The following is a 14,061-nucleotide window of genomic DNA, read 5'->3' on the forward strand; positions in this document are numbered from 1 at the left end:
CTGGCCCGCCGACGCTAAACCCAGCGGGCCGCCGAACAGGTTAAACACCGTATGAACGCTCTAGCCCGCCGCGCCGCTGGCCTGTTGCTCGGCACGCTCTGCCTGCCGCTCGCGGCCTTTGCCGCCGATGTGCAACCCACCCACGAATTCATCCTCGACAATGGCCTGAAGGTCGTGGTCCGCGAAGACCATCGCGCCCCGGTGGTGGTCTCGCAGATTTGGTACAAGGTCGGCTCCAGCTACGAGACCCCGGGCCAGACCGGCTTGTCCCATGCGCTGGAACACATGATGTTCAAGGGCAGCGCCAAGGTCGGCCCCGGCGAGGCCTCGCGCATTCTGCGTGACCTCGGCGCCGATGAAAACGCCTTCACCAGCGACGACTACACCGCCTATTACCAAGTGCTGGCCCGCGACCGCCTGCCAGTAGCCCTGGAACTGGAGGCGGACCGCCTTGCCAGCCTGCGCCTGCCTGCCGACGAGTTCAGCCGCGAAATCGAGGTCATCAAGGAAGAACGCCGCCTGCGCACCGACGACCAGCCCAATGCCAAGGCATTCGAGCTGTTCCGCGCCATGGCCTACCCGGCCAGCGGCTACCACACGCCGACCATTGGCTGGATGGCCGACCTGGAGCGCATGAAAGTTGAGGAACTGCGCCACTGGTACGAGTCCTGGTACGCCCCCAATAACGCCACCCTGGTGGTGGTCGGTGATGTCACCGCCGCCGAGGTCAAAGGCCTGGCGCAGAAGTATTTCGGCAATATTCCCAAACGCGCCGTACCGCCAGCCAAGCTGCCTCTGGAGCTGGCCGAACCTGGTTGGCGCCAGTTGACCCTGCACGTGCGAACCCAGCTGCCAAGCCTGATCTACGGCTTCAACGTGCCCGGTCTGCCCACCGCCAAGGACCCTCGGACGGTACATGCCCTGCGCCTGATCTCGGCACTGCTCGACGGCGGCTACAGCGCCCGCATGCCGGCCCGCCTGGAGCGTGGCCAGGAACTGGTGGCCGGCGCGTCGTCCAGCTACAACGCCTTCACCCGCGGCGACAGCCTGTTCCTGATCTCGGCGACGCCGAATGTGCAGAAGCAGAAAACCCTCGCCGACGTCGAGAAAGGCATCTGGCAGCTGCTTGAAGAACTCAAGAGCACGCCGCCCAGCGCCGAAGAGCTGGAACGCGTACGCGCCCAGGTCATCGCCGGCCTGGTCTACGACCGCGACTCCATCAGCAGCCAGGCCACCACCATCGGCCAGCTGGAAACCGTCGGCCTGTCCTGGAAGCTGATCGACAGCGAACTGGACGAGCTCAAGCGCGTCACCCCGCAGGACATCCAGAACGCCGCGCGCACCTACTTCACCCGCGAACGCCTGAGCGTTGCCCATGTACTGCCCGAGGAGTCCGCCCATGAGTGATCGCCGCGCACCACGCCCAACCCTGCTGGTCACGGGCATTCGTGCCCTGGCGCTGGCGGCAGTGCTGGCCGCTCCGGCCATGGCCGATAACGCTGCCAAGGCCGACAGCAGCGCAGCCCGCCCGGCCAACACCTTGCAGTCGCTGGCCGAACTGAATGGCAAGGCACCCAGCCGGCGTCAGCTGAACATCCAGCACTGGAACACCGCCGAAGGTGCCCGGGTGCTGTTCGTCGAGGCCCGCGAACTGCCCATGTTCGACCTGCGCGTCACCTTCGCTGCCGGCAGCAGCCAGGACGGCGGCACGCCAGGCCTGGCCGCTCTGACCAACGCCATGCTCAACGAGGGCGTGGCCGGCAAGGACGTCACCGCCATCGCCGAGGGCTTCGAAGGCCTGGGCGCAGACTTTGGCAACGGTTCCTACCGCGACATGGCCGTCGCATCGCTGCGCAGCCTCAGTACCAAGGACAAGCGCGAACCGGCCCTCAAACTGTTTACAGAGGTGGCGGGCAAGCCAACATTCCCCGAGGATGCCCTCAAGCGCATCAAGAACCAGATGCTGGCTGGCTTCGAATATGAGAAGCAAAACCCCGGCAAGATCGCCGGCAAGGCCCTTTTCGGCAAGCTCTATGGCGACCACCCCTACGCCCACCCAAGCGACGGCACCGCAGAGAGCATCACGGGCATAAGCCTTGCCCAGCTGCGCGCGTTCCACGCCAAGGCCTATACCGGCGGCAATGCGGTAATCGCCCTGGTCGGCGACCTCAGCCGTGCAGAGGCCGAAGCCATCGCCGCCCAGGTGTCGGCTGGCCTGCCCAAGGGCCCTGCGCTGGCCGCACCGGCCCAACCCACAGACGCCAAGGCCGGCCTGACCCACATCGACTTCCCGTCCAAGCAGACCCACCTGATGCTGGCCGAACTGGGGATCGACCGCCAGGACCCGGACTGGCCAGCCCTGTCGCTGGGCAACCAGATCCTTGGCGGTGGCGCCTTCGGTACCCGGCTGATGAGCGAGGTGCGAGAGAAGCGCGGCCTGACCTACGGCGTTTACTCGGTATTCAGCCCGATGCAGGTACGCGGCCCGTTCATGATCAACCTGCAAACCCGAGCCGAGCTCAGCGAAGGTACGCTCAAGCTGGTGCAAGGCATTCTCGCCGACTACCTGAAGACGGGCCCTACCCAACAGGAACTGGACGATGCCAAGCGCGAGCTGGCCGGCAGCTTCCCGCTGTCCAATGCCAGCAATGCCAGCATCGTCGGCCAATTGGGCGCGATCGGCTTCTACAACTTGCCACTGACCTGGCTAGAGGACTTCATGCAACAGTCCCAGGCCCTTACCGTCGAACAGGTCAAGGCAGCCATGAACAAACACCTGTCAGCCGATAAACTGGTGATCGTCACCGTTGGCCCGAAAGTGCCACAAAAACCGCTGCCAGCACCCACTGACAAGCCCTCCGAGCAACCGCTCGGGGTACCGGAGCACTAATGCCAAGATCCACCCCTCCCGCCCGCCCGCAAGCGGGCCAAAGCAAGGGCCAGGGCCACCTGCGCATCATCGCCGGCGAGTGGCGCAGCCGCCGCCTGGCGGTGCCGGAAGGCGAAGGCCTGCGGCCAACGCCTGACCGCGTACGGGAAACCGTATTCAACTGGCTGGCACCCTACATCGAGGGCGCCCGCGTGTTGGACGCCTTCACCGGCAGCGGTGCCTTGGTGCTCGAAGCCCTGTCCCGTGGGGCCGAGGATGCCGTGGCGCTGGACAGCAACCCTGCGGCCATCGCCAACCTGAAGAACAACCTCGAAATCCTGCGCTGTCCCCGCGGGCAAATTCTGCAAACCGACGCCCTGCGCTACCTGCAAGGCCCGGCCAAGCAGCAGTTCGATGTCGTGTTCCTCGACCCGCCGTTCCACCAGGACCTGCTGGCCAACACCTGCAACATGCTGGAGCAGCATCAGTGGCTGAGCGAGCAGGCTTGGGTCTACACCGAAAGCGAAGCGGCACCCTCGACCTTGCAACTGCCAGGCAACTGGCGCCTACACCGCGAGAAGAAGACCGGCCAGGTGCACTACGCACTCTGGCAGCGGGGCTGATTACCCGCCGGGTGGGGTGTAATGGGTTGCCACACCCCACCTGTGCCATGCTTGGAGCTGCACCTTCACTCCCACCAATGGCGCAGGTACTGCGGCGCTGTTTCGTGGCAAGCTAGCAAGGCACATCATGAGCCACCCAGCATGCCCAGCCCCAACGCCACATTCCGTCCGGCCATCGGCCTGTCCAATCCCCACCTGCAGACCTTGTGGGGGCCACTCTGGCGCAAGCTGCCTGAGCTGCAGCGTGACCGCGAACGACTGTGGCTGGCTGACGGCGACTTCATCGACCTGGACTGGCATGGCCCGCACCAACCCCATGCGCCACTGGTACTGGTGCTGCATGGGCTGACCGGCTCGTCTCACTCGCCCTACGTGAAAGGCTTGCAGCAAGCGCTGCAAGGTCGCGGCTGGGCCAGCGTGGCAGTGAACTGGCGGGGTTGTTCAGGCGAGCCCAACCTGTTGCCGCGCAGCTACCATTCCGGCGCCAGCGAAGACCTGGCGGAAATTGTCAGCCATCTTCGCGCCCAGCGCCCGCTGGCGCCGCTGTATGCAGTGGGTTATTCGCTGGGTGGCAATGTATTGTTGAAGTACTTGGGTGAGAGCGGCGTCGCCAGCCAACTGGAGGCAGCGGCTGCAGTTTCGGTACCCTTTCGCCTGGACCACTGTGCCGACCGTATCGGCCAAGGGTTCTCCAAGGTGTATCAGGCGCATTTCATGCGCGAGATGCTGGCGTATGTTCAGCTCAAGCAGCGGCACTTCCACGACCAGGGCCAGCATGAACAGCTGGCGACACTGGAGCGCCTGGGCCAACTCACCAACTTGCGCACATTCTGGGACTTCGACGGTAAAGTCACTGCACCGCTCAATGGCTTTCGCGATGCGCACGACTACTATCGTCGCTCATCCAGCCACTTCTTCCTTGGCCAGAACCGCACGCCAACGCTGATCATCCATTCCAGCGATGACCCCTTCGTGTCCAGCCACAGCCTGCCGACGGCCCGTGAACTGTCACCACAAACCCGCTTCGAACTGCATGACCGCGGTGGGCATGTGGGCTTTGTCGATGGCAGCCTGCGAAATCCGGGGTACTACCTGGAACGACGGATTCCGCAGTGGCTGGTGGACGGTAGCTAGCGCTCGAATGCGTAAAGGCTGCGCGCTCCCACAGAGATTTAACCCGATCTGCTTACTCGCCGGTGGCCACAGCATGCTGCGGGTTGTTGATCCACTCGCTCCACGACCCCGCATACAGCTTGCCCAGCGGGTACCCCGCCAGGGCCATTGCAAACAGGTTATGGCAAGCGGTTACCCCAGACCCGCAATAAGACACCAACTGCTCCGGCGCCCGTCCACCCAGCTTTTCGGCAAAACGCTGCTTTAGCTGATCCGCCGGCAAAAAACGCCCGTCAGCCCCCAGGTTGTCGGTAAACGCCGCGCACTGGGCCCCGGGAATATGCCCTGCCACCGGGTCAATCGGCTCCACTTCACCGCGAAAACGCGGCAAGGCACGCGCATCGATCAAGGTCAGGTCTGCACTACCAAGGCGCTTGCCCAGATGGTCGGCATCGATCAGCAGCTTCGCGTCAGGTTCACCACTGAAAGTGCCCTCACGTTTGGGCGGCGGGTCCAGGCTCAACGGCAGGTGCGCCGCGTGCCAGGCCTTCAGGCCACCGTCCAGAATCGCCACACCGCTGCGCTTGCCCAGCCAGACCAGCAGCCACCAGGCGCGGGCGGCAAAGGCGCCGGGGCCGTCGTCGTACAGCACCACCTCGCTGTCGTTGTTCAGGCCCCACTCTCGCAGGCGCTCGACCAGCCGCTGGGCATCGGGCAGCGGGTGGCGCCCGGTGCGCCCCTTGCTCACCGGTCCGCTGAGATCCCGGTCCAGGTCGGCAAAATGCGCCCCCTCAATATGCCCCTGGGCATAGCTGCGCTGGCCATAGTCCACATCCTCGAGGGCAAAGCGGCAGTCGAGGATCACCAACTTGGGCGAGCCCAGACGCTCGGCCAACTGCTGCGGGGTGATCAATTGCGCAAGGGGCATGACAATCTCCTGATCGATAGCACTAGGGCCCTGGGCTAGTGCTCCAGGGCCTGGTTGAACGGTACATGGAATTCCTGACACAGCGCGTCCACGGCAGGACGGGCATTGTCGGTGACGAAACCGAGCTCCAGCACCAACACCTGATAGACGCCGCGCTTGAAGGCTTCTTCACCCAAGTGCGCGGAATGTTCACGCGTGGTGCTGAGAAAACGTACCCATGATGTCAGCACGATCCAGGCATTGATGGTCAGCGATTCGATCTGCGCCGGCACCATAGCCAGGATCCCAGCCTCGACAAAGCCGCGGTAGATCGCCTGGCCCTGGCGCAGGCAGCGTTCGGAAAAACGCCGGTAACGGGCGGCCAGTTCGGCGTCGCTGTCCAGCAGATGCTCCAGGTCACGGTGCAGGAAGCGGTAGTTCCACATCGCCGCCAGCAAGGCCTTGAGGTAGAAGCGCTTGTCTTCCACGGTTGCCGCGCGGCCCTGCGGCGGGCGCAGAAAACTGTCCACCAGCGCTTCGTACTGGCTGAACAACAGGGCAATGATCGCCTGCTTGTTGGGGAAGTGGTAATACAGGTTGCCGGGCGAGATTTCCATGTGCGCGGCAATGTGGTTGGTGCTGACGCTGCGTTCGCCCTGCTGGTTGAACAGCTCCAGGCTGTTCTGCACGATGCGCTCTCGGGTCTTCATGCGCGGGGCCATGCTCAGCTCCCAGTCTGCGGGCCTTCATCAAAGGTTTATCTTACGGCGTATTACAGATGGAATGCACCGTTGAGCGGCATGGAAAAATTCGTACCATGGTGCAAATTAGAGTATAGGCTCTAGGCAACCCCGGCCCGGACTCGACACCACCATGAACTCGCCCAGTGCCTTGCCCCCTGTGCAATTCGACCTCGACCTCGCAACGACGTTCGCGGCCCAGCGCCTGGCCTTTGCCGGTAACCCGCTGCCACCAGCGGCGCAGCGGCGCCAGTGGCTGAAGAGCCTGCGTGAAGCCTTGCTGAGCAGCCAGGCAGAACTGATCGAAGCCATCAGCCAGGATTTTGCCGGGCGCAGCGCCGACGAGACCTTGCTGGCCGAACTGCTACCGTCAGTGCAAGGCCTGCGCCACGCCGAAAAGCACTTGCAACGCTGGATGCGCACCCGCCGACGCCGCGTCGGCCTGGCGTTCCAGCCGGCCAGCGCACAGGTGCGCTATCAACCCTTGGGCGTGGTCGGCATCATCGTGCCGTGGAACTACCCGCTGTTCCTCGCCATCGGCCCGTTGACCTGCGCCCTGGCCGCCGGCAACCGGGTCATGCTCAAGCTTAGCGAGGCCACGCCCGCGACTGGCCTGGCCCTACAGCAACTGCTCGAGCGTGTGTTCCCCACAGACCTGGTCAGCGTTGTGCTCGGTGAGGTCGAGGTGGGCCAGGCCTTCGCCCGCCTGCCCTTCGACCACCTGCTGTTCACCGGTGCCACCAGCGTGGGCCGCCAGGTGATGCAGGCTGCCGCACACAACCTGACCCCGGTCACCCTGGAGCTGGGTGGCAAATCCCCCGCTATTGTTTCTGAGGATGTGCCGCTGGACAGCGCCGCCGAGCGCATCGCCTTCGGCAAGACCCTCAACGCCGGCCAAACCTGTGTCGCCCCCGACTACGTACTGGTGCCGCGCGAACGGCTGCCCGCCTTCAGCGACGCCTACCAGCGCGCCGTGCACCGCCTGTACCCGCGTATTGCCGACAACCCCGACTACACCGCCATCATCAACCCGCGCCAGTTGCAGCGCTTGCAGCACCTGCTGGACGATGCCCGCGCCAAAGGCGCGCAAGTACTCGACTTGTACCCAGGCGAAGCCCCTCAGGGCCGGCGCCTGCCACCACACTTGCTGCTGGACGTGAACGACAGCATGCAGGTGATGCAAGACGAAATCTTCGGCCCGCTATTGCCGTTAGTGCCTTATGACGGCCTCGACCAGGCCTTGGCCTACATCAACCAGCGCCCACGCCCACTGGCGCTGTACTTCTTTGGCTATGACCGCCGCACCCAGGAGCATGTGCTGCGTCACACCCACTCCGGCGGTGTGTGCCTGAACGACACCTTGCTGCATGTTGCCCAGGACGATCTGCCCTTCGGCGGCATCGGCCCTTCAGGCATGGGCCACTACCATGGTCATGACGGCTTCCTCACCTTCAGCAAGGCCAAGGCGGTACTTGCCAAACAACGCTTCAACGCCGCACGGCTGATCTACCCGCCTTATGGCAAAGCCTTGCAGCGCTTGGTCTACAAACTGTTCATCCGCTGAGGATCGCACCATGCACCGCCGCGACCTGCTGCGTTTCAGCCTCGGCGCCAGTGCTTTTCTGGCGGGTGCCAGCCTGTTGGGGTGCAGCGTGCAAACAGCCGCGACCGGCTATCAGGTACTCCGTGACGACGACCTGCCACTGCTGCGTGCGCTGATCCCGGTGGTCCTGGCCGGTACACAGGCCACCGAGGCGCCGGTGTTGCGCAGCCTCGACAACAAGCTGGCGGCGTTGTCGCCGGAAATGCTCAAGCTCACCCGGCAATTGTTCGACGTGCTCAGCCTGCCGCTGACTCGCGGCCCGCTGACCGGCGTCTGGGGCAGCTGGGGCCAAGCTGGCGCCACACAAGTCACGGCGTTCCTGCAACGCTGGCAGGACAGCTCGCTGAACCTGCTACGCATGGGGCACGCCTCGTTGCTGCAACTGCTGCAAATGGCCTGGTACGAACGCCCCGAATCCTGGGCAGACTGCGGTTACCCGGGCCCACCGAAAATCTGAAAACAACAAGAGCATCGCCAATGCCTGTCCCCGACCCGTTTCGCCAAGGCCTCGAACGCGGCTGGATCACCCACGACGCCTCGCGCCTGGAGCACGACCTGTTTCTGGAGGCCGACATTGCCGTGATCGGCAGTGGTGCCGGCGGCGCCACCAGCGCGCAGATGCTCAGCGCTGCCGGTTTCAAGGTATTGCTGATCGAAGAAGGCCCCCTGAAAACCAGTGGCGATTTCCACCTGCTGGAGAGCGAAGCCTACGCAAGCCTGTACCAGGAAGGCCTGGGACGCATGAGCAAGGATGGCGCCATTACCATCCTGCAGGGCCGCGCCGTGGGTGGCACCACGCTGGTGAACTGGACCTCGAGCTTTCGTACCCCGCCGCAAACCCTGGCGCACTGGGCGTCGGTCCATGGCGTGAACGGTTTGGGCGAGGATGAACTGCGCCCCTGGTTCGAGCGCATGGAGCAGGAACTGGGCATCAGCCCTTGGGCCTTGCCGCCGAATGCCAACAACGAGGTGCTGCGCCGGGGCTGCGAACAGCTGGGCTACCGCTGGGGGGTGATCCCGCGCAATGTGCGCGGCTGCTGGAACCTGGGCTACTGCGGCATGGGCTGCCCGGTGAATGCCAAACAATCGATGCTGGTGACCCGTATACCTGCCACCCTCGAGCAAGGCGGCGAACTGCTGTACCTGGCGCGGGCCGAGCGATTCACCCACAACGGCGAACGCATTCAGAGCCTGACATGCCAGGCTCTGGACGCCCAGGGCATACACCCTACTGGCCGGCAGGTCGGCGTGCGGGCACGTCATTACCTCCTGGCCGGTGGCGGTATCAACAGCCCGGCCCTGCTGCTGCGCTCTGCCGCGCCCGACCCGCATGGTCGCCTGGGCAAGCGAACCTTCCTGCACCTGGTCAACTTCAGTGCGGCACGCTTCAGCGAGCGTATCGACCCCTACCATGGCGCCCCGCAATCGATCTACAGCGATCACTTTCAGTGGCAAGGCGGCGTAGACGGCCCGGCTGGCTACAAGCTGGAAGTACCGCCGCTGCATCCGGCCCTGGCCAGCACCCTGCTGGGCGGGCACGGCCACGAGAGTGCCCAGCGCATGGCCGAGCTGCCACATACCCATGTGATGCTGGCGCTGCTACGCGATGGTTTTCACCCCGAAAGCCAGGGCGGGGCCGTGGAACTGCGCGGCGATGGTTCACCCGTGCTCGATTACCCGGTCACCGACTACCTGCGGGATGGCCTGCGGCGCGCCTACCGCAGCATGGCGCACATACAGTTCGCCGCTGGCGCCACCCAGGTAACCCCAGTGCACAGCGACGCCAGCGCCGCCTCTCGCCTGGAACAGGCCCTGACCATGATCGACAAACTGCGCCTGGAGCCCTTCCGCACGCGCTTGGGCAGTGCCCATGTGATGGGCGGCTGCGCCCTCGGCGAAGATCCGCGTCAGGCGGTGTGCGACAGCCTGGGGCGCCATCACCAGCTGGAAAACCTGTCGATTCACGACGGCTCGCTGTTCCCCACCAGCATCGGCGCCAACCCGCAATTGTCGGTGTATGCCATCAGCGCCAGGCTCAGCGAAGCACTGGTCAGCCGCCTGGCACACAGCGCATGACAACGAACATGGCCCCTGTCTATAGTGCCATCAGTCGGCCGCATGACTTGGCCGGGGCGCCGTCGCTGCGCTACCATCCGACTCCCCAACGCACTCCAGCCAGGATGACGCGATGAACCGAGTGTTGTACCCGGGTACTTTCGACCCCATTACCAAAGGCCATGGCGATCTGGTCGAGCGCGCTTCGCGGCTATTCGACCACGTGATCATCGCGGTGGCGGCCAGCCCCAAGAAAAACCCCTTGTTCCCACTGGAACAACGGGTTGAGCTCGCCCGTGAGGTCACCAAGCACCTGCCCAATGTCGAAGTCATCGGCTTCTCTTCCCTGTTGGCGCATTTCGCCAAGGAACAGGGCGCCAACGTCTTCCTGCGTGGCCTGCGTGCGGTGTCCGACTTCGAGTACGAGTTCCAACTGGCGAACATGAACCGGCAACTGGCACCCGATGTCGAGAGCCTGTTCCTGACGCCGTCGGAGCGCTATTCGTTCATTTCCTCGACCCTGGTCCGGGAGATTGCTGCGCTGGGCGGTGATATCAGCAAGTTCGTCCACCCGGTGGTGGCCGAGGCACTGACTGAACGCTTCAAGAAGTAAGCCTGACGCCTGATTGTCGCGCCCGCGTGCACTGCGGGCGCGAATGCGGCACAATTGTGCCCATTGCGTTGAACATGCCCGGGCTGTGAGCCCCGGCCGGAGTCCCCATGTCCCTGATCATCACCGACGATTGCATCAATTGCGACGTCTGCGAACCCGAGTGCCCGAACGAGGCTATCTCCCAAGGCGAAGAGATCTACGTGATCGACCCTAACCTGTGCACCCAGTGCGTAGGCCATTACGACGAGCCGCAGTGCCAGCAGGTCTGCCCGGTCGACTGCATCCCGCTGGATGAAGCGCACCCGGAAACCGAAGAACAGCTGATGGCCAAGTATCGCCGGATCACTGGCAAGGGCTGATCACTGCCCTTCCCTGCACGGTCCCTGTGAGAGCGGGCATGCCCGCTCCCACAGTTCAGGTTTCGCTTCAACAGGTTCGCAGCGAACGCTTCATCGTTGGCAGCGCGGGCAGTACACGCTCGCCCTCTGCCCCAGCTTCACTTCGCGCAACTCAGTGCCGCATACCTTGCACGGCTGCCCGCCACGCCCGTACACAAACAGTTCCTGCTGGAAGTACCCCGGCTGCCCGTCGCCACCGATAAAGTCGCGCAGGGTGGTACCGCCCTGCTCGATGGCCGCCGCCAGCACCCGTTTGATCTCGGTCGCCAGCTTCAGGTAGCGCGCCCGGGAAATCCCGCCCGCCTCCCGGCGTGGGTCGATACCGGCGGCAAACAACGCCTCGGTGGCGTAGATGTTGCCCACCCCTACCACCACCGCGTTGTCCATGATGAACGGCTTGACCGCCATCGACCGCCCGCGGGACAGCTGGAACAGCCGTTCACCATCGAACAGGTCGGTCAGCGGCTCAGGCCCCAGGCGCAGCAGTAGCTCATGGTTCAGAGGGTCCAGGCTCCACAGCATGGCACCAAAGCGGCGCGGGTCGGTGTAGCGCAGCATCAGCCCGGACTCCAGCTCGATGTCGACATGCTCATGCTTGGCCGCCGGCAAGCCCAGCTCGACCAGCCGCAGGTTGCCCGACATGCCCAAGTGGCTGATCAGCGTACCCACTTCGGCATTGATCAACAGGTACTTGGCACGTCGCTCCACGCTGACGATGCGCTGCCCTGACAGGCGCACATCGAGGTCTTCCGGAATCGGCCAGCGCAGACGCCGGTCGCGTACCACCACACGGCTGACGCGCTGGCCTTCCAGGTGTGGCGCAATACCGCGCCGGGTGGTTTCTACTTCTGGCAATTCCGGCATGTGTCAGTGTCCGCCCAACTCGCGAATGTTCTGCTTGAGGTTTTCGAAATCGTATTCCGACAAACCAATGTAATCGAGCACCAACGGGCCGACCACATTCCATTCGTGGTCCACCGCCTGGTTGCCCAGCACACGGTAGGACGCGCAGATATGCTCGGCCATCTTCAGCACCGCCAGCAGGTTTTTCAGCTGGCTCTGGGTATTGCGCGAGGTATCGTCGCGGAACACGGCCAAGGCATTGTGGTGGTTGGCGATGGCCGCACTGAGGTGCTCGGGCAAGCGCCAGGACTTGGCTGTGAAGTAGCCGACCACTGAATGGTTGGTGTTGAACGTGCGGTTTTCGGTATCGACCACGCGTGTTTCTTCGTCGGCCTTGGCGTATGCCTCTTCCAGCACGTCCATGTAATTGGGGAAGCGCTTGAGCATCAACGGCACGCCACAGTCATGGAAGAGGCCAAGGGTATAGGCCTCGTCCGCCGCCTGTATGCCGGTACGCTTGGCCAGCGTCAGGCAGGTCATCGCGACGTCCTGGGCGGTATCCCAGAAGCGGTTGAGGGTAACGATGGTCTCGTCACTCATCTCGCCCTTGATCGACTGGGCGTTGATCAGGTTGATGATCGAACGGCTCCCCAGCAGGTTCACCGCACGCTGGATCGAACCGATCTTGTTGGACAAGCCGAAGTGCGGAGAGTTGACCAGCTTGAGCAAGGCGCCAGAGAGGCCCGGGTCCTGGGAAATCAGCTTGGCGATGGTTTCCAGGTCTGGGTCAGGCATGTACTGCTCGAACTGCAGATCGACCATGATCTGCGGTTGAGGCGGGATGGTGATGCCTTGCAAGGCTTGCTGGATCTGTTCGGCGCTGAGTTCTTGGGACATACGTACACACTCGTTTAGGACGGGGGATTTTAACCCTCTAAGCGCCCCCGGGCACCACACCTGTAAAAGCTAAAGCACTGCAGACACGCTATAATCCCGCTCTTTTTCCCGGAGCGACGTCATGTCCCTGCCCAGCCTTCGCCTCAAAGCCAATGCCGACCGCCGCCTGCGCGCCGGCCACCTGTGGGTCTACAGCAACGAAGTCGATGTCAGCGCGACCCCTTTGCAAGGCTTCCAGGCGGGTCAGCAGGCCATTCTCGAGGCAGCCAACGGCAAGCCGCTGGGCATCGTCGCACTGAGCCCGAACAACCTGATCTGCGCCCGCCTGCTGTCACGCGACATCAAGCTGCCGCTGGACAAGTCGCTGCTGGTACACCGCCTGAACGTCGCCCTGTCGCTGCGCGAGCGCCTGTTCGACCAGCCGTGCTACCGCCTGGTCTACGGTGACTCCGACCTGCTCCCAGGCCTGGTGGTCGACCGTTTCTTCGATATCCTCGTGGTGCAGTTGGCCTCGGCCACCATGGAAGCGCACAAGGATGATGTGATCGCCGCACTGGTGCAGGTGCTCAAGCCCAGCGGCATCCTGTTCAAGAACGATTCGGCCGCGCGCGACGCCGAAGGCCTGCAGCGCTATGTCGAGACCGTCTACGGCGAAGTACCGGACTGGGTGCCGCTGGAAGAGAACGGCGTCAAGTTCGAAGCCCCGGTGCGCGAAGGCCAGAAGACGGGCTGGTTCTACGACCACCGCATGAACCGCGCCCGCCTGGCACCGTACGTGAAGGGCAAGCGTGTACTCGACCTGTTCAGCTATATCGGTGGCTGGGGCGTACAGGCCGGTGCCTTCGGCGCCAGCGAAGTGTTCTGTGTCGATGCCTCGGGCTTTGCCCTGGACGGCGTGGAGCGTAACGCTGCACTGAACGGCATCAGCGAGAAGCTGACCTGCATCGAAGGCGACGTGTTCGAAGCCCTGCGCGAGCTCAAGGCGGCCGAAGAACGCTTCGACGTGATCATTGCCGACCCACCTGCCTTCATCAAGCGCAAGAAGGACCTGAAAAACGGCGAAGCGGCCTACCGCCGCCTGAACGAACAGGCCATGCGCATGTTGAACAAAGACGGCATCCTCGTCAGCGCCTCGTGCTCGATGCACCTGCCCGAGGACGACCTGAACAACATCCTGCTGACCAGCGCCCGCCACCTGGACCGCAACATGCAGCTGCTCGAGCGAGGCGGTCAGGGCCCGGATCACCCGGTACACCCGGCCATCGCCGAAACCCGCTACATCAAAAGCATCACCTGCCGGTTACTGCCAAACAGCTGATATCTGCCAAAAAGGGCCGCCCAGCGGCCCTTTCCTGCCGCAATCCCCCCGCCAACCATCCACATCTGCATTCCCTCACCGC

General features: G+C 63.8%; 14 protein-coding genes. 10 read left to right on the forward strand and 4 right to left on the reverse strand.

All coding sequences use genetic code 11. The annotated features are described in order from the left end of the window. Positions 1-51: 51 nt before the first annotated feature. The 4 genes from ACZ889_RS02530 (at position 52) to ACZ889_RS02545 (ending at position 4,626) form a co-directional block, all read left to right on the forward strand. A complete protein-coding gene (locus tag ACZ889_RS02530) occupies positions 52-1,407 on the forward strand; it encodes a M16 family metallopeptidase (protein WP_064613753.1) in 1,356 nt (451 codons plus the stop codon). Beyond that, on the forward strand, positions 1,400-2,890 hold the full coding sequence (locus tag ACZ889_RS02535; protein WP_047603643.1) for a M16 family metallopeptidase: 1,491 nt from the start codon (positions 1,400-1,402) through the stop codon (positions 2,888-2,890). The genes ACZ889_RS02530 and ACZ889_RS02535 overlap by 8 nt, the downstream gene beginning before the upstream one ends. Beyond that, complete coding sequence (rsmD, locus tag ACZ889_RS02540) at positions 2,890-3,492, forward strand: 16S rRNA (guanine(966)-N(2))-methyltransferase RsmD (protein WP_003249075.1); 603 nt, start codon at positions 2,890-2,892, stop codon at positions 3,490-3,492. Before ACZ889_RS02535 ends, rsmD begins: the two co-directional genes overlap by 1 nt. A 141-nt stretch (positions 3,493-3,633) precedes the next feature. Continuing rightward, complete coding sequence (locus ACZ889_RS02545; protein WP_003249073.1) at positions 3,634-4,626, forward strand: hydrolase; 993 nt, start codon at positions 3,634-3,636, stop codon at positions 4,624-4,626. 52 nt (positions 4,627-4,678) lie between these two features. Here the strand turns inward: ACZ889_RS02545 and ACZ889_RS02550 are convergent, their stop codons facing one another. Continuing rightward, entirely contained in the window at positions 4,679-5,533 is an 855-nt protein-coding gene (locus ACZ889_RS02550) for a sulfurtransferase (protein ID WP_003249071.1), read from the reverse strand. A 35-nt stretch (positions 5,534-5,568) separates the two neighbouring features. Then, positions 5,569-6,234, reverse strand: a complete 666-nt coding sequence (locus tag ACZ889_RS02555) for a TetR/AcrR family transcriptional regulator (protein ID WP_003249070.1) — start codon at positions 6,232-6,234, stop codon at positions 5,569-5,571. A gap of 151 nt (positions 6,235-6,385) precedes the next feature. Here ACZ889_RS02555 and ACZ889_RS02560 point away from each other — a divergent pair, with 151 nt between their 5' ends. The 5 genes from ACZ889_RS02560 (at position 6,386) to ACZ889_RS02580 (ending at position 10,882) form a co-directional block, all read left to right on the forward strand. After that, entirely contained in the window at positions 6,386-7,816 is a 1,431-nt protein-coding gene (locus ACZ889_RS02560) for a coniferyl aldehyde dehydrogenase (RefSeq protein WP_476257155.1), read from the forward strand. Between the two features lie 10 nt (positions 7,817-7,826). Continuing rightward, complete coding sequence (locus ACZ889_RS02565) at positions 7,827-8,312, forward strand: twin-arginine translocation pathway signal protein (protein ID WP_121784177.1); 486 nt, start codon at positions 7,827-7,829, stop codon at positions 8,310-8,312. 20 nt (positions 8,313-8,332) lie between these two features. Beyond that, the gene (locus ACZ889_RS02570; RefSeq protein WP_476257156.1) at positions 8,333-9,931 is read left to right on the forward strand and encodes a GMC family oxidoreductase; all 1,599 of its coding nucleotides are present in this window, start codon (positions 8,333-8,335) and stop codon (positions 9,929-9,931) included. Positions 9,932-10,043: 112 nt separating this feature from the next. Beyond that, the gene (coaD, locus tag ACZ889_RS02575; RefSeq protein WP_014861498.1) at positions 10,044-10,523 is read left to right on the forward strand and encodes a pantetheine-phosphate adenylyltransferase; all 480 of its coding nucleotides are present in this window, start codon (positions 10,044-10,046) and stop codon (positions 10,521-10,523) included. A gap of 107 nt (positions 10,524-10,630) precedes the next feature. Continuing rightward, positions 10,631-10,882: a YfhL family 4Fe-4S dicluster ferredoxin gene (locus ACZ889_RS02580; protein ID WP_003249063.1), complete on the forward strand. Its 252-nt coding sequence runs from the start codon at positions 10,631-10,633 to the stop codon at positions 10,880-10,882. Between the two features lie 90 nt (positions 10,883-10,972). Here the strand turns inward: ACZ889_RS02580 and mutM are convergent, their stop codons facing one another. Then, positions 10,973-11,785 carry a bifunctional DNA-formamidopyrimidine glycosylase/DNA-(apurinic or apyrimidinic site) lyase gene (gene mutM / locus ACZ889_RS02585; RefSeq protein WP_004575471.1) on the reverse strand — a complete coding sequence of 271 codons (813 nt, stop codon included), beginning with the start codon at positions 11,783-11,785 and terminating at the stop codon, positions 10,973-10,975. Between the two features lie 3 nt (positions 11,786-11,788). Continuing rightward, complete coding sequence (locus ACZ889_RS02590; protein ID WP_173881454.1) at positions 11,789-12,607, reverse strand: HDOD domain-containing protein; 819 nt, start codon at positions 12,605-12,607, stop codon at positions 11,789-11,791. A gap of 175 nt (positions 12,608-12,782) precedes the next feature. Here ACZ889_RS02590 and ACZ889_RS02595 point away from each other — a divergent pair, with 175 nt between their 5' ends. Beyond that, a complete protein-coding gene (locus ACZ889_RS02595; protein WP_004575470.1) occupies positions 12,783-13,979 on the forward strand; it encodes a class I SAM-dependent rRNA methyltransferase in 1,197 nt (398 codons plus the stop codon). The last annotated feature ends 82 nt before the right edge of the window (positions 13,980-14,061 follow it).

This window comes from Pseudomonas sp. TE3895 (genome assembly GCF_056278855.1).